General features: G+C 72.7%; 13 protein-coding genes and 1 pseudogene. 6 read left to right on the forward strand and 8 right to left on the reverse strand.

Translation table 11 applies throughout. The features are described 5' to 3' along the window. Positions 1-15: 15 nt before the first annotated feature. Positions 16-585, reverse strand: a complete 570-nt coding sequence (locus tag C6W10_RS25385; RefSeq protein WP_107261118.1) for a dihydrofolate reductase family protein — start codon at positions 583-585, stop codon at positions 16-18. Between the two features lie 155 nt (positions 586-740). Between C6W10_RS25385 and C6W10_RS25390 the strand changes: the two genes are divergently transcribed. Beyond that, the gene (locus tag C6W10_RS25390) at positions 741-1,163 is read left to right on the forward strand and encodes a GNAT family N-acetyltransferase (protein ID WP_199853742.1); all 423 of its coding nucleotides are present in this window, start codon (positions 741-743) and stop codon (positions 1,161-1,163) included. 53 nt (positions 1,164-1,216) lie between these two features. Here the strand turns inward: C6W10_RS25390 and C6W10_RS25395 are convergent, their stop codons facing one another. The 3 genes from C6W10_RS25395 to C6W10_RS25405 form a co-directional block, all read right to left on the reverse strand. Beyond that, positions 1,217-1,471, reverse strand: a complete 255-nt coding sequence (locus C6W10_RS25395; protein ID WP_101368268.1) for a Smr/MutS family protein — start codon at positions 1,469-1,471, stop codon at positions 1,217-1,219. 64 nt (positions 1,472-1,535) lie between these two features. Beyond that, the gene (locus C6W10_RS25400; protein WP_107261122.1) at positions 1,536-1,904 is read right to left on the reverse strand and encodes a M48 family metallopeptidase; all 369 of its coding nucleotides are present in this window, start codon (positions 1,902-1,904) and stop codon (positions 1,536-1,538) included. Between the two features lie 336 nt (positions 1,905-2,240). Next, a complete protein-coding gene (locus C6W10_RS25405) occupies positions 2,241-2,999 on the reverse strand; it encodes an ROK family protein (protein ID WP_107261124.1) in 759 nt (252 codons plus the stop codon). 64 nt (positions 3,000-3,063) lie between these two features. On the opposite strand from C6W10_RS25405, the gene C6W10_RS25410 reads away from it, so the two are divergent. From C6W10_RS25410 to C6W10_RS25425, 4 genes and pseudogenes are all read left to right on the forward strand, one after another. Continuing rightward, positions 3,064-4,737 carry an ABC-F family ATP-binding cassette domain-containing protein gene (locus C6W10_RS25410; protein ID WP_107261126.1) on the forward strand — a complete coding sequence of 558 codons (1,674 nt, stop codon included), beginning with the start codon at positions 3,064-3,066 and terminating at the stop codon, positions 4,735-4,737. A gap of 69 nt (positions 4,738-4,806) precedes the next feature. Then, positions 4,807-5,055 (forward strand): annotated as a pseudogene (locus tag C6W10_RS25415) (hypothetical protein); the annotation flags it as partial. Between the two features lie 143 nt (positions 5,056-5,198). Next, the gene (locus tag C6W10_RS25420; protein WP_107264270.1) at positions 5,199-5,921 is read left to right on the forward strand and encodes a methyltransferase domain-containing protein; all 723 of its coding nucleotides are present in this window, start codon (positions 5,199-5,201) and stop codon (positions 5,919-5,921) included. Positions 5,922-6,186: 265 nt separating this feature from the next. Continuing rightward, positions 6,187-7,080, forward strand: a complete 894-nt coding sequence (locus C6W10_RS25425; RefSeq protein WP_199853743.1) for an NADP-dependent oxidoreductase — start codon at positions 6,187-6,189, stop codon at positions 7,078-7,080. A gap of 211 nt (positions 7,081-7,291) precedes the next feature. Here C6W10_RS25425 and C6W10_RS25430 read toward each other — a convergent pair whose 3' ends face one another. Further along, a complete protein-coding gene (locus C6W10_RS25430) occupies positions 7,292-7,969 on the reverse strand; it encodes a Crp/Fnr family transcriptional regulator (RefSeq protein ID WP_107261132.1) in 678 nt (225 codons plus the stop codon). A gap of 104 nt (positions 7,970-8,073) precedes the next feature. On the opposite strand from C6W10_RS25430, the gene C6W10_RS25435 reads away from it, so the two are divergent. Further along, on the forward strand, positions 8,074-8,361 hold the full coding sequence (locus tag C6W10_RS25435; protein WP_107261134.1) for a YciI family protein: 288 nt from the start codon (positions 8,074-8,076) through the stop codon (positions 8,359-8,361). A gap of 13 nt (positions 8,362-8,374) precedes the next feature. Here the strand turns inward: C6W10_RS25435 and C6W10_RS25440 are convergent, their stop codons facing one another. The 3 genes from C6W10_RS25440 to C6W10_RS25450 form a co-directional block, all read right to left on the reverse strand. Next, the gene (locus C6W10_RS25440) at positions 8,375-9,232 is read right to left on the reverse strand and encodes an alpha/beta hydrolase (RefSeq protein WP_107261136.1); all 858 of its coding nucleotides are present in this window, start codon (positions 9,230-9,232) and stop codon (positions 8,375-8,377) included. 299 nt (positions 9,233-9,531) lie between these two features. Then, positions 9,532-14,091 (reverse strand): non-ribosomal peptide synthetase, encoded by a 4,560-nt coding sequence (locus C6W10_RS25445; RefSeq protein ID WP_159104740.1) that lies wholly within the window; start codon positions 14,089-14,091, stop codon positions 9,532-9,534. Between the two features lie 160 nt (positions 14,092-14,251). Beyond that, positions 14,252-15,037: a transcriptional regulator gene (locus C6W10_RS25450; RefSeq protein ID WP_234359035.1), complete on the reverse strand. Its 786-nt coding sequence runs from the start codon at positions 15,035-15,037 to the stop codon at positions 14,252-14,254. Between the last annotated feature and the right edge of the window lie 789 nt (positions 15,038-15,826).

A 15,826-nucleotide genomic window follows, 5' to 3' on the forward strand; every position in this document is an offset into this window, starting at 1 on the left:
CGTCGGCTGCCGGGCCTACTTGGGTACGTAGATGTGCACGACGATGCCGGAGTCGAACCGCTCGACGTCGGCGAGCTTCAGGTGGGTGGTGTCGAACCCGGCGCCCTCGAAGAGGTGCTTGCCGGCGCCGACGATGACCGGGAAATACCAGAAGTGGAACTCGTCGACCAGGCCGTGCTGCACCAGCGTGCGGTCCAGCTCGCCGGTGCCCCACTTCAGGATGTTTCGGCCCGGCTGCTCCTTCAGCTTGGCGACCTCCTCGGCCACGTCACCCTTCAGCAGGGTGGCGTTCCAGGTGGTCTCGGTGAGGGTGCGCGAGGCGACGTACTTCGGCATCGCGTTCATCACGTCGGCGTGCGGGTCGCCGGCCCGGGACGACCACGCCTCGGCGAACCCCTCGTACGTCGCCCGGCCCAGCAGCATCGCGTCGCCGGACTCCATCAGCTTCTGGGCGTAGCCGGCGTGGTCGGCGTCCCAGTACGGCTGGCCCCAGTGCTGTGGCTGCGCCCGGGACGCCGTCGAGGGGCGGGTGTCGTCGATGATCCCGTCCAGCGAAACGAAGGTCGACTCGATGATCTTGCGCATGGTCTCTGCTCCCTGTGGTCCGTGCCGGCGTTTCCCGTTGCCGCCCGCCCGATGACCTCACTCTGCCGCCGGCGCCTTACGGTTTCCTTCCGCCGGCCCTACGGTGCCGCAGGCCGCCCTTACGGTGCCGCAGGCCGTGACCTACGGTGCTTCCCGTGGCTGACGTGACCCTGCGGACGGCGGATGCCGCCGACGTTCCGGCCGTACTCGACCTGTGGCGGAGGGCGGCCGAGGACGCGCACCGGCCGGTCGACACGGCGGCGGCCGTGCACCGGCTCGTCGCGCGCGACCCCGACGCGCTGATCCTCGCCGTACGCGGCCCGGCGCTGGTCGGCTCGGTCGTCGCGGGATTCGACGGGTGGCGGTGTCACCTCTACCGGCTGGCGGTGGTGCCGGAGTGCCGTGGCCAGGGGGTCGGGCGGCTGCTGGTGGAGGCGGCGGAGGAACGGTTCCGGCAGCTCGGCACGGGCCGGGTCGACGCGATGGTGCTCGACGACAACGCGCTGGCGCACCGGGCCTGGCGGGCGCTGGGCTACCAGCCGCAGGCCGAGTGGTCGCGCTGGGTCAAGCCACTGTGAGTGCCGGTGATGTCAAGCCACTGTGAGTGCCGGCGATCCGAGAACGCCGCCCCCTACTTCCAGCGGAAGTGCACGAAGAGGCGGCCGAAGTTCTTGGAGTCCTTCTCGACCCGGTGGTAGAGCTGCTTGATCTCCTTCTGGTCGAGGAAGCGCAGCACCCGCTTCTTGAGCTGCCCCGACCCCTTGCCCGGGATGATCTCGACCATGGTCGCCTTCTTGGCCACCGCCTCGTCCATGATCCCGCGCAGCGCCCGGTCGATGTCGTGACCCTTGTTGAAGATGTCGTGCAGGTCGAGCTTGAGTTTCATCGGCGGGTCACCGGCCGGGCAGCGTCCATGGCACCCGATCGTAGGCGCAGCAGTGGATCGGCGGTCACCGTCGACCGCCGACCCGGGTCTCGACCCGCTCCAGGGCGATCCGGTAGTCGTCGTTCTCCGCGTACATCGCGGCGGCGATCCGGAGGTGCCGGAGGGCCTCCTCCGGGCGGCCGACCCGCTCCAGGGTGCGGCCCAGCACGTGGTGCGCGTAGTGGTCGCTCGGGTCGCGCTGCACCAGGGTGCGCAACTGCTCCTCGGCCCGGGCGAGCTGGGCCGTCTGGAAGTACGCCCGGGCCAGCAGCTGCCGTACGGAGGCGTTGTCCGGCTCGGCCTCGACGATGGGCTCCAGCAACCGGGCAGCCCCGGACGGGTCCCCGGTCTCGAAGTACATGGTCGCCCGCCGGTACTCGGCCAGAAGATCCACTAGACCCACCTCCTCGTGTCGCGACTACTTTCCCCCGACGCTGGCACAACACCGCCAGTACCGCGACTGTTCCGATCCACGAGATCGTGAAGCCGGCGGCCTGCCCGCCGCCGCGCTCGGGCGCCCGCTGTCGACCTGGACATCCGGTGCGTCATCCGCGCCGGATAACGCCCTTGCTGTCCAGGTCGACAGCGGCTCGGGTACGCGGCAGCCGGAGCGTCGTGATCGTCTAGGCGCGTCGGCAGCCCGCCTTCGCCGCGCTGCCCGTGGGGAAGGCCAGGTCAGCTCCGGCACCTGCCGAACCGATCGGGGCTGTGCGAGTCGGCCAGCAGATAGTCAACGCCAGCCGGGGCGCAGCTCCCAGGCGCGTACCCCGCCGATGATGCCGGCGCTGTTCGGCACCACCACCACGTCGTCACCCATCCGGGCCACCTGCTCCGGCCGGACCAGCCGGGAGTTGCCGCCGCCCAGATAGAGCCGGTCCCAGAGGAAGACCGGGCGCAGCCCGTCCACCACGCCCCGGACCCGGCGGGACCAGAACGCGTCGCCGAGCCGGCGCCGCTCGTGCTCACCGATGTAGGTGTCGTAGCTCATCCCCCACCGCACCGGCGCCTGCGACAGCTCCAGGTGCGGGGCGAGCTGCCCGCCGTCGAAGAGCGCGCAGCCCAGCCCGGTGCCGAGGGTCAGCACCAGTTCCAGGCCGGTCCCGGCGACCACCCCGGCGCCGTGCACCTCGGCGTCGTTGAGCACCAGCGTCGGCAGCCCGAACGCGTCGGTGAGCGCACTGCGCACGTCGAAGCCCGACCACTCGGCGACCAACTCCGGGTCGGGCTTCGTGCGCGGCCCGGCCCGGGTGACGTAGTGCGGGGTGGCCACCACGACGCCGTGCCGGAGCATCCCGGGCATCCCGACGGTGACCCGGTCCGCCGCCGGCAGCCGGCCACCGAGCGCGAGCAGGGTCTTGACGAAGAGCGCGGTCGGCAACGGGTACGGGGTCGGCACCCGCAGCGGCCGGGTACGCATCGTGCCGGCGTCGTCGAGTACGGACGCCTTGATGCCGCCACCGCCGCAGTCGATCGCCAACGTGGTCATCACAGGGATCAGTCTGCTCCTCCACCGCCGGGTCGCACCCGCCCGGGCGGATAGCATCTGAACTCTCATGAGCGCCACACTGATCGCCAAGGACCTCGCCGCCGGACACGGCGACCGGGTCCTCTTCGCCGACCTCGAACTCGTCGTCGCCCCCGGTGACGTGATCGGGGTCGTCGGAGCCAACGGCGCGGGCAAGTCCACGCTGCTGCGTACCCTGGCCGGGCTGCAACCGCTCGAACACGGCACCCTGGCCCTCAACCCGCCGTCGGCGAGCGTCGGCCACCTGCCGCAGGAACCCGACCGGCGCCCCGGCGAGACGGTCCGGGCCTTCCTCGGCCGGCGTACCGGGGTGACCGCCGCGCAGGCCGAACTCGACGCCGCGACCGAGGCGCTGACCGACGGCGTCCACGGGGCCGACGACCGGTACGCGACCGCGCTGGAGCGCTGGCTCGCCCTCGGCGGCGCCGACCTGGCCGAGCGGGCCGACCAGATCGCCGCCGAACTGGGGCTGGCGGTCGACCTGGAGCAGCCGATGACGGCGCTCTCCGGCGGTCAGGCGGCCCGGGCGGGACTGGCGTCGCTGCTGCTCAGCCGCTACGACATCTTCCTGCTCGACGAGCCGACCAACGATCTCGACCTGGCCGGCCTGGACCGGCTGGAGGAGTTCGTCACCGGGCTGCGCGCCGGCACGGTACTGGTCAGCCACGACCGCGAGTTCCTGACCCGGACGGTGACCCGGGTCCTCGAACTCGACCTGCACCAGCAGCAGGTACGGCACTATGGCGGCGGCTACGCGGCCTACCTGGAGGAGCGCGAGGTGGCGCGCCGGCACGCCCGTGCCGACTACGAGGAGTACGCCGACACCCGCGCCGCGCTGGAGGCCCGGGCCCGGTCCCAGCGGGCCTGGATGGAGAAGGGCGTCAAGAACGCCCGGCGGAAGGCGACCGACAACGACAAGATCGGCCGGAAGTTCCGGACCGAGGCGACCGAGAAGCAGGCCGCCAAGGCCCGGCAGACCGAACGGCTGATCGAGCGGTTGGACGTGGTCGAGGAGCCGCGCAAGGAGTGGCAGCTCAAGATGGAGATCGCTGCCGCGCCCCGGGCCGGTGCGGTGGTGGCGGCGCTGCGCGGTGCCCTCGTCCGGCGCGGCGACTTCACCCTCGGCCCGGTCGACCTCCAGGTGGACTGGGCCGACCGGGTGGTGATCACCGGCGCCAACGGCTCGGGGAAGTCGACGCTGCTCGCCGCCCTGCTGGGCCGGCTGCCGCTGGACGACGGGCACGGCTCGCTCGGCCCGGGGGTGGTGGTCGGCGAGGTCGACCAGGCCCGGGGACTCTTCGTCGGCGGCGAGCCGCTGCTGGACGCTTTCGGCGCCGCCGTACCGGAGCTGAACCCGGCCGACGTGCGGACCCTGCTGGCCAAGTTCGGGCTGCGCGCCGCGCACGTGCTGCGGCCCGCCGACACCCTCTCGCCGGGCGAGCGGACCCGGGCGGCGCTGGCCCTGCTCCAGGCCCGGGGAGTGAACCTCCTGGTCCTGGACGAGCCGACCAACCACCTCGACCTGCCGGCGATCGAGCAGCTCGAATCGGCGCTGGAGTCGTACCCGGGAACGCTGTTGCTGGTCACCCACGACCGCCGGATGCTGGAGACGGTCCGGGCCGACCGGCACGTCCGGGTCGACGGCGGCCGGGTCACCGAGGAGATCCGGCGCGCGACCGCCGAACGGCGGCGCCGCCGCTGAACGAGAGTCCCGGCGAGCGCCGCATCGACCCCCGTTTCTGCCGCCGCCCGGCTGGGCAAGAACTACTCCATGCTCAGATGGGAGTACGCCCTGTTGGTGCGTCGGCGCCAGCCCCGGCTCGACGACACCGGCTGGGAACTCGCTTACACCTGGTACGGCCCGGATGGCGCCGTGCTCGACGTCTCCCCGTACGGGGACACCGCGCTCGCCCACCTCAACCGGGCCGGTGCCCAGGGTTGGGAGCTGGTCTCGGTGACCGAGGACGGCAACATGCAGGGCAGCGCCGAACTGCACCGTTACCACCTCAAACGGGTACTCCGGGCGGTCGCCTCCCGGCCGAGGATGCGCAACCTGGGGCGGGCCGGCCGACGTGCCAGCACCGGGTGAGGCGTGCAGCCGTCACCGGGTGAGGCGAGGCGTAGACCGGACGATTCCGGGTAGCCGGCGTCCGGGAGGTGGTGATGGTCGCGCAACTGCACAGGGCGCCCTCCGGGGAACGGTTGCGGGCGATCGACGAGTTCCTCGGCATGGCCTACGCCGACCTCGTCAAGCACGACGACCGGCTGCGCGGCACGGCGGTGGAGGTACGGTTCGACCGGGGCGTCGCACACCTGACCGGCGATGCGGCCGACCGGGACGAGCTGGCGCTGATCCGGCGACTCGTCGGCCGGCTCGACGGCGTACTCGCCGTCTGGTCCCGGGTACGGGTGGCCGGCCGGGACCCGGTGGTGATGGATCTCGGCTGCGGCGCCGCGAAGCAGTACCCCGGCAACCTCGGTCTCGACCTGCGGGTGGCCCCGGGGGTGGACGCCCAGGCCGATCTCTCCGGCCCGTTGCCGCTGGCCGGCGACTCGGTCGACGTGATCTTCACGGTGCACATCCTGGAGCACCTGATCGACTTCCTGACCCTGGTCGACGAGTGCCATCGGGTACTCCGGCCCGGCGGCGTACTGCACGTGATGAGCCCCTGGTGGGGGCATGTCAACGCGGTCGCCGACCCGACCCACGTACGCCTGCTGGACGTGCAGACGATCAAGCACATCTGCCAGCGCCATCCCGGTGCGCCCCGGTGGTATCCGCTGCACGCCGGCTGCGACGGCGCGTCGATCTTCGCTGACCTGACTCCGCTGGGCCCGGACGACCCCGGCCCGGACCCCGGGCACCTGGCCCGGTTCTTCGACTGAGCCGGCCGGCTCCAGGGCCGCCGGTCGCGGATCTCGTACCCGTCGGTCGCCGAGGCGGTCCACGTCGTCGCTGGCCGGGGCCGGGGCGGCCTGGCCCGCCGTCGTCTCCGGCCAGCAGCGCGCAGGTACCGGGCGAGCCGGAAGGCATGTAGCGGAGCCCGGCGGGAAAGCACCGGTGTCGGAGCGGGTGAAGCGTTCGGGGGAGGGCCGGTAGATGCGTGCCGTGATGTCTGAGTCCTTTGGGGCCATGCCGGAGGTCCGGGAGATGCCAGAGCCGACGCCCGGGGACGGCGAGGTGAAAATCGAGGTACAGGCCTCGTCCCTGAACGGCTTCGACGCCAAGCTCGCCGGAGGCTTCCTGGCGGGCGAGATCGAGCACCAGTTTCCGGTGGTGCTCGGCCGGGACTTCTCCGGCATCGTGACCGAGGTCGGTCCGGGCGTCAGCGGGTTCATGCCCGGCGAGAAGGTCTTCGGGGTGGTGGCCAAGCCCGGCCTCGGCGACGGCTCGTTCGGCGAGTACGTGGTCGTACCGGAGGAGATCGGCCTCGCGCCGCTCCCCGCCGGGGTCGACTACCGGGCCGCCGGGGTGCTCGGCCTGGCCGGGGTCGCCGCGCTGGCCAGCGTGGACGCGGTCACGCCGGGGCACGGCGAGACGGTGCTGATCTCCGGGGCCACCGGCGGGGTGGGCCACTACGCCGTCCAGCTCGCCGCCGCCCGGGGAGCGACGGTGATCGCCACCGCCGAGGCCGGCCCCGCCGCCGACCTGCTGCACGAACTCGGCGCCGCGCACACCGTGGACCACCGGGCCGACCTGGCCGCGCAGGTCCGCCAGCTCGCTCCGAACGGCGTGGACAGCGCCGTGCACCTGGCCGGTGACCCGGAGCTGATCGCCGACCTGGTCACCCCGGAGGGCAAGTTCTCCTCCACCCTGGGGGTGAGTGCCGAGCAGCTCGGCGACCGGCCGCTGAACGTCACCGCGATCGAGGCGATGCCGGACCGGATCGTGCTCGACCACCTCGCCACCGAGGCCGCCGCCGACCGGCTGCGCCCCTCAATCGCCCGCACCTATCTGCTGGACGAGGTTCCGCAGGCGTTCGCCGACTTCAACAACAGCGGTACCGTCGGCAAGCTCGCCGTGGCGATCGGCTCGGCCGGATAGCGGCCCGACCGACCCGGCACCCGCCAGCCGCGCACCGCGCCGGCCACCGTCGCACCGGCCTGTGCGCCTCCCGGGCACGCCACCACCGGCCTGTCGCTCGCCAGCCGCGTCGTCGCCGGCCTGGCGCCCGCCAGCCGCGCCACCGCCGGCCCGTCGCTCGCCAGGCGGCCCGCTGCCAGCCTGTCGGTCGGGGCCGGCCGCGGCACGCCCGTCAGCTCGCCGCCGTGGCGCGCGCCGCCAGGAGTTCGGGTGCCAGCACCACCACCGCACCCGGCTCGACCCGGACCAGCCCGGCGTCGGCGAGGGTCCGCAGCGCCCGGTTGACCGTCACCCGGGTCATCCCGACCGACTCCGCCAGCCCCTGCTGCGCGCCGGGGAGCGGCACCCGGCGCCCGCTCCGGCCGGCCGCCGCGACCAGCCAGGCCGCCACCCGGGTCCCGGCATCGGCGTACGAGGTGCGCACCAGCTCCGCCTGCCGGTCCCGCAGCCGCCCGGCCAGGTGTCCGAGTACGTGCCGCCGCACCGCCGGTACGTCGTCGATCAGCCGGAGCAGCTCGCCGGCCGGCACCAGCCGGTAGCGCAACACGGTGGCGGCCAGCCAGGTCGCCGTGTACCCGCCGCCGTCCAGCACCGCGCTCTTGTCGACCGCGCACGGGCCGACGAAGTCGCCGAGCCGCAGCCGCTTCCCGTCGGCCGTCTCGTGCACCCCGGTCAGGGTGCCCGCCTCCACCACGATCACGTGCTCGGCGGGCTGTCCGCGTACCGCCAGTACCACGCCGGGCCGGACGGTTCGCGGCGCGGAACGGTCGAGCAGCCGGCGTAGCCGCGCCGGCCCGAGCCCGGCGAAGACGGGTACGTCGGCGAGTCGTCGCAGGTCCGTCGCTTCCATCCCTGAATTCTTCCGGACGGGCCGGGACGGCCGCCGCGCCCGGTGCGGAGCGGCTGTATCAGCGGTTACTGCGGCCACCCCTCGGGCGGCCGTAGGGTCTGCACATGATCGTTGTGGAACTGCGCTTCACCGGCGACCCCTCCGCCCGACTGGCGGCCCGGCCGGCCCACCGGGAACTGCTGGCCCGGCTGCACGCCGAGGGCGGCCTGCTGGCGGCCGGCCCGTGGGCGGACGACTCCGGCGCACTGCTGCTCTTCGACGCGGACGAACCGGCGGTACGGGAGGCTCTGGACGCCGACCCCTACTACCGGGCACCCGGGGTCAGCGTGGTCGCGGTGCGGCCCTGGACGCCGGTCGTCGGCGGCCCGGCGAGCCTCGGGGGCGCCGCCTGAACCACGCCGTCCGCTACCGGCCGGACTGCGGCTGGCCGGACTGCGGCTGCCTCGGCTGCGCGGCCGACACGGCCCAGTTGAGCGCGTAGTCGGCGACCTCTTCCCAGCCGGGCTGACCCACCGTGTAGTGCGGCCGGCCGGGAAACTCCTTGTACCCGGTGACCGCGGTGGACTTCCGGTAGCGGCCGGCGGTCGCCTTGGTGACCGACGGCGGTACCACCCGGTCGGCGCCGCCGGCGATCAGCAGCAACGGCGCCCGCCGCTCGTTGCCGAAGTCCACCCGCATCGCGGCCCGGGGGTTCAGGTTCGCCAGCGCCGCCTCGAAGAGCACGTGTCCGGCGGCCGGTACGTGGTAGCGCCGGTAGACCCGTTCCGCCTCGGCCCGGGACATCGTGTTGGTGAAGGCGTAGTGGAACTCGTCCAGACTCAGCGGTACGGCCCGGTGCCGGTTCGCCGGGTTGCGCAGCACCGGCAGGCTGGCCCGGAGCGTGGAGAGCGGCAGCCGGACCACTCCCTTGACCGCCGCTGAGTCGATCGCGACTCCGGCCGCACCCAGCCCCCGGTCCAGCAGCATCTGAGCGAACGCGCCGCCGAACGAGTGCCCCATGATGATCGGCGGGGTGGGCAGGTCCCGGATGATCCGCTCGTAGTGGTCGACGATCTGGTCCGAGGTCAACTCGGCGATCGGCGCGGAGTCGCGGCGCAACGCCTCGACGTCGGAGTCCATGCCGGGCCAGGCCGGCGTCAGCACCTGGAACCCGGCGGCGCGGTACCGGTCGGCCCAGTGCTCCCAACTCCGGGAGGTCAGCCAGAGGCCGTGGATCAGCACGACGGTGTCGGGTCGGGTCGGTTCAGCGGGGAGAAGGGGCATGATGTCCTCTTCCGCGTTCGGTGGCCGCTTCGCTTCCGGCCTGGCTGGTCCTGTTCCGATCTCGGCGCTTGCCGTCCGGTGACGGCGGTTCGCGATCTCGCCGCGGCTCGACCGTCCGCTGCCGGATACCCCTGACCGGCTGCCCCAACCCCGGCCGAGCCGGCCGTACGACCGCACGCGGCGGACCGTACGGCCGGCGGGCCACCGGCTAGTTGTAGTGACCATGAGCGTTGTTGACGGCGTGTCGGCTTGATCCATGGAGAGACCTCCGGCGAGGTGTGAGGTGCTGACGCCCATACCTACCGGAGGTCTCTATGGCCCACCGTAACGCCCGGCTGACGCCGACCCCAATAACCCCGCGCCAAACCCACCCCACCCAAAAACACCTCACCCGCCACCCCCACCGGCACCGGCTCCCACCACTCATCCAAAATCAACACCCGCATATTCGCGATCGGCCGACCGATCGGCACCGGGGCGGACGGGTCGGCGCCGGGCGGGCAGGGCCAGGAGGTGACGTCGATCGACGCCTCGGTCGGCCCGTAGAGGTTGTGCAGTTCGGCCCGGAACCGGTGCTGGAACTCCCGCACCGTCGAGCCGGCCAGCGTCTCACCGCTGGCCAGCACCCGGGTCAGGGTCGGGCAGCCGCCGGGCACCGCCCGGACGAACTGGTCCAGCATGGAGGGCACGAAGTGCACGGTGGTCACGCCGAACCGGTCGATGGCCGCGGCTACGCGCTCCGGATCCCGGTGCTCCTCCGGTGGCAGGATCGCCAGTCGGGCACCGACGGCCAGCGGCCAGAACAGTTCCCAGACCGACACGTCGAACGAGTACGGCGTCTTCTGCAGAACCACGTCGTGCTCGCCGAGCCGGTATTCGGACTGCGCCCAGAGAATGCGGTTCGCCAGGCCGCCGTGTTGCACGACCACACCCTTGGGTCGCCCCGTCGACCCCGACGTGTACATCACATACGCCACATTCTCCGGACCCGCCCCCGAACCACCCGACACCAACCCCACACCAGACTCGAACCAACCCCAATCACGATCCAAACACAACACCTCCACCCCCACACCCACCGGCAACCGCCCCAACAAACCCTCCTGCGTCAACACCACCGACACACCCGTATCCCCCAACACAAAACCCAACCGCTCCACCGGATACTCCGGATCCAACGGCACATAACCACCCCCCGCCTTCAACACCCCCAACAAACCCACCACCATCTCCACCCCACGCCCCACACACAACCCCACCAACACCTCCGGACCAACACCCAAACCCCGCAACCGCCCCGCCACCAAACCCGCCCGACGATCCAACTCCGCAAACGACAACGACACCCCCTCACACACCACCGCAGTCGCCCCCGGACACCGCCCCACCACACCCTCGAACAACTCATGCACCAACCCACCACCAAACACACCCACCCCACCCCAACCCCACCCCAACAACCGCCCCCGCTCCACCGACGACAACAACCCCAACTCCGACAACCCCAACTCCGAACCACCAACAACCGAACCCAACAACACCACAAAAGAACCCACCAACCGCTCCACCGACCCCACATCAAACAAATCGGTGCTGTAGCGCAGCGAGCCGACCAGTTGCCGACCCTCCTCGCGGAGCAGCAGTTCCAGGTCGCAGTGCACCGTGCCGGCTCCGGCACCGGCCGCGAGCGCCGGCCGGCCGTCCGGGCCGGCACCCCGGACGGCCAACCCGGACCACTGCGTCGGGGCGTCGCCGAGCTGCTCGGGCAGCAGCCAGAAGAGCGTCTGGACGAGCGGGTTGCGGCTCAGGTCCCGGGCTACCCCGAGCTGCTCCACCAGCATCTCGAACGGCAGGTCCTGGTGCTCGTACGCCTCCAGCGTCCCGGCCCGGACCCGGCGCAGCAGCTCGACGAAGCTCGGGTCGCCGGAGAGGTCCGACCGCAGCACCAGCGTGTTGACGAAGGGGCCGACCAGCCCCTCGGTCTCGGACCGGCCCCGGCCGGCCACCGGCGAGCCCACCAGGACGTCGGTCTGCCCGGTGTAGCGGAACAGCAGGACCTGGAAGGCCGCCAGCAGGGTCATGAAGAGCGTCGCGGAGTGCCGGGCGGCCAGCTCGCGCAGCCCGGCGGTGATCTCCGGCGGGACCACCACCGGCACCACCCCGCCCTGGTACGTGGGCATCGGCGGCCGTGGACGGTCGGTGGGCAGCTCCAACACGTGTGCCGCGCCGGCCAGCCGGCCCCGCCAGTAGTCGAGGTGCCGGCCGAGCGCCCCGCCCGACAGGTGCGCCTGCTGCCACACGGCGTAGTCGGCGTACTGGATCGGCAGCGGCGGCAGCGCCGACGGGGTCCCGTCGACGTAGGACGAGTAGAGGACGGCCAGGTCACGGGTGAGCACCCGCAGCGACCAGCCGTCGGTGACGATGTGGTGCATGGTCAGCAGCAGCAGGTGCCGGCGGCTGTCCAGGCTGATCAGCCGCACCCGCAGCAGCCGGTCCGCGCCGAGGTCGAACGGCGTGCCGGCCTGCTCCGCCGCGAGTGCGCGGACCCGGGCCAGCCGCCCCGGCTCCGTCCCGTCGAGGGATTCGGCGTCGAGGGGTTCGGCGTCGAGGGGTTCATCGACGTGCGGCTCGACCGGATAGGGCGGGTCGACGAGCACTGCCGGGCTGCCGTCCGCGGCGGCGTACCTGGTGCGCAGGACCTCGTGCCGGCGTACCAGGTCGGTCAGCGCCAGGCCGAGCGCGGTCCGGTCCAGCTCGCCCTCCAGCCACAGCTCCAGCGAGACGTTGTACGCCGGGCTGCTCGGGACGAGCCGGTGCAGGAACCAGAGCCGCCGCTGGGCGTACGACGGCGGCAGTTCGCGGTCCCGGGGCACCGGCAGCGGCCGGGACTCGTCCGGGCCGGTCCCGGCATCCGCCGTGGTACCCGCCGCCCGGTCCACCGTGGCCGCCAGCTCGGCCAGCGTCGCGGCGTCGAAGACGCTGCGCAGCGCCAGTTCCACCCCCCGGGCGTCCTGGATCCGCCAGAGCACCTGCATGGCCAGCAACGAGTGCCCGCCCAGGTCGACGAAGTTGTCGTCGGCGGCGACGGCCGGTACCCCGAGGACGTCGGACCAGATCTCCGCGAGCAGCCGTTCCGTCTCCGTCAGCGGCCTCGCCGACCCCGCCGCCTCCGCGCCGGAGAGTTCGGCCGCCTCCCCGTCGGAGAGCCCGGCCGCCTCCCCGTCGGAGAGCCCGGCCGCCTCCGCGTCGGAGGGTTCGGCCGTGGGTCGGGCCGCCGAGAGCGCGGCCCGGTCGATCTTGCCGTTCGGGGTCAACGGGAACTCGGCCACCGTCACCAGGGCGGCCGGCACCATGTACTCGGGCAGCGAGCGGCGTAGCTCGGCACGGATCGCCGGCCACGGGTCGGCTCCGGGGTCGCCGGCCGGGACGACGTACGCCGTCAACCGGGCCTCACCGGTCGGCCCGTCCGGCACCACCACCGCCTGCCGTACCGCCGGATGGCGGGTGAGCGCCGCCTCCACCTCGCCGGTCTCGACCCGGAAACCCCGGATCTTCACCTGGTTGTCGCTGCGCCCCAGGAAGTCCAGCCCGCCGTCGCCGCCCCGCCGGGCCAGGTCCCCGGTGCGGTACATCCGGGCACCGGGCGTGCCGGCGTACGGGTCCGGCAGGAAGCGGGTGGCGGTCAGCCCGGGACGGTCGTGGTAGCCCCGGGCCACCCCGAGCCCGCCGAGGTAGATCTCGCCGACGGCGCCGTCCGGCACCGGGCGCAGCAGCTCGTCCAGCAGGTGGATCACGGTGTTGGCGATCGGCGGTCCGATCGGCACCGGCCCGGACGCCGGCCGCACCGGACCGGCGGCGGACCAGACGGTGGTCTCGGTCGGCCCGTACAGGTTCCACAGCACCGCACCGGGTGCGCGCAGCCGGTCGGCCAGGTCGCGCGGCAGCGCCTCACCGCCGCAGAGCCGCAACCGCAGGCCGGCCGGGATCGCGCCGCTGTCGACCAGCATGCGCCAGGTGGCCGGCGTCGCCTGCATCGCGGTCGCGCCGGCCGCTTCGAGGAGCCGGCGCAGCGACCGGGGGTCGGCGGCCTCGTCCCGCCCGGCGATGACCAGCCGGGCGCCGGAGAGGAGCGGCAGCAGCAGCTCCAGCACCGCGATGTCGAACGACAGCGTGGTGACCGCGACCAGGGTGTCGTCCCGGGAGAGCCGCAACTCGTCCCGGAACGAGCGCAGCAGGTTGGCCACCGGCGCGTGCGGCACCTGCACCCCCTTGGGCCGGCCGGTGGAGCCGGAGGTGAAGATGACGTAGGCGAGGTTCTCGCCGTACACCCGCACCGGTCGCGGCTGTGCCGGGGCGAGCGCCACCTCGTCGGAGTCGACGCAGACCACCGCCACGTCCGGCCCGGCCAGCCCGGCGACGAGCGGCAGCAGCGACGTCTGGGTGAGGACCACCCGGGTGCCGGAGTCGGCGACCATCATCCGCAGCCGCTCGGCCGGGAAGTGCGGATCGAGCGGCACGAAGGCGCCGCCGGCCCGCCACACCCCGAGCAGCGTTCCGAGCATCTGCGCGGACCGGTCCAGGCAGATCCCGACCAGGTCGTCCGGACCGATGCCGTACCGGTCGAGCACCGTCGCCAGCCGGGCCGAGAACCCGGCCAGTTCCCGGTACGACGTGTCGGCGCCACCGGCCGAGACGGTGGCGCCGGGGTCGGCAAGGGCGTCGACGAGTTCCCCGACGACCGGGTCGACGGGCGGCGCCGGTGGCCGGGGGGCGACGGTGGCGCCGCCGGTCGCCCCGGCCGGGGAGTCGGCCGCCGGCGGATCGTCCGGACGCAACGGCGGATCGGCGTGCAGGGTCACTGGGGGCACCATCCTTTCGACGGGGCCGGCAAGGCGGGCTCTGGGCGGAGCCGACGGTCGCGGCCGGTCCCCGGATGGACGCCAGGCAGCCGTACCGCCCGGGTCGGTGGGTTCGGCGCGGCGGCCCGCTCGGCCCGCCGCGCCGGATCAGCACCTACGGTCACGCACGGTCCGCGCTGCGCTGGTCGAGTTCGTCGGCGAGTTCGATCCACACCCGGGCACACTCCCGGGCGATCCGCTCGATGAGGATGGCGCAGTGCGGCGAGACGGCGTCCACGGCCTGCCGCCACTCCGCCGGGGCGACGGTGCGGGTGCTCAGCCAGCGGAGCAGGTGCCGGCCGGACTCGGTGTAGCGGAGCGAGGGGTCGCGCCGCAGTCCCTCCAGGAGGGCGCGGGTGTCCACCGGGTCGAGCGCGACCGGGCCGGTGGCGCGGGGTTCCGCCCGGACTGCCCGGCCGCTTCCCGCGTCGCACGCGTTGCGCTGACGCGGCGGCACCGGGTCCTGACCGGCACGGATCCGCTCGCGTACGTCCCGGGCCGTCCCGACCGAGATGCCGGCGGCCCTGGCGATCTCCCGCAGCGACAGGCCGGGCCGGGCGGCGATCACCTGGCTGGCCAGCCGCCGCCCCTCGGCGGCGTTGAGCGGCCTGGCCCGGCCGTCCCGGCCGATCCGCACCGGCGACGGTTGTACGGCCGACCTGAGCCGGATGGCCGCGACGGTCTTGGCGGCGAGGCCGGCGGTCGAGGCGATGGCCCGGTCGGAGAGTTCCGGATGGGAGTGGATGATGCGGGCCGCCGCGGCCTGGCGTTCGGCCAGGGTCAGGGGTAGCCCATGGGTGACGTTCGCCTTCACCGCCAGCCGGAACGCGTCCGCCTCGTCCCCGTCGAAGAACTGTACGTCTATTCTGTCCCGACCCATCAGCCGAGCCGCCGTCAATCGGTGCATACCGTCGATCACACGCATCGTCTGGCGGTGCACAAAAATAGCAGGGAGTCCCGATTCCACTTCGGTGAGTGCGCGTACGTGGTCGGAGTCGACTCCATTGAGTCGCGGAGAGTCGGCCACCCGAAGCGCGGCGACGGCCACCTTGACGACGGGGGCGCTTCGGGAATCCTCGACAACCTCCGGGCGCTCGACCTCGGTGGATGATAGCTCGTCAATTGCGAAGTCGGCAGCCACTCATTTCCTCCGTTCGATCAAACCGGCCCCGAAGCAGATCGACATGAATCATCGACCACACAATTCAAGAGCCAGTTGGACGGCACGAGAAACTCGCCGTTACGGGGTCGTCGACACGACCCACGCCGCTCAGAGGAAATGATGTTTACGTGACGGCAGGCCCCCGTGCAATCGCTGTTGTAACCGTCTCCAACTGCGCCGTGATCGACTCTACCCCCCAGCACGAAGAGAATGCAATGGATCAATGCGTAGCGGAGTATCCCCGTCGATGGCGGTTCGTCCGGGGCGGCGTCCGGCCCGGTCAGCCCGCCTGCCAGCCCTGCTCACGCCGCCACCGGCGGTACGACGCGAACGGGCCGGCGTTCAACCGGACCCATCCGCACTTGCACACCGCCGGCCGCCCGGGCCCGCTCTCCGCCCGAGTACGGCATTCGGGGCGACCCTTCGCCGGAACATCTCCGAGCGTTCACCCGAGCGTCGTCTTTTCCGCTGGTCAGGGCAGCTGCGCCGGGCATGATTGCCGCCGGGCGCGGCCGGGGAGGACCCGCAGCGGGT

Origin of the sequence: Plantactinospora sp. BB1 (assembly GCF_003030385.1) — a bacterium.
Lineage (GTDB): Bacteria > Actinomycetota > Actinomycetes > Mycobacteriales > Micromonosporaceae > Plantactinospora.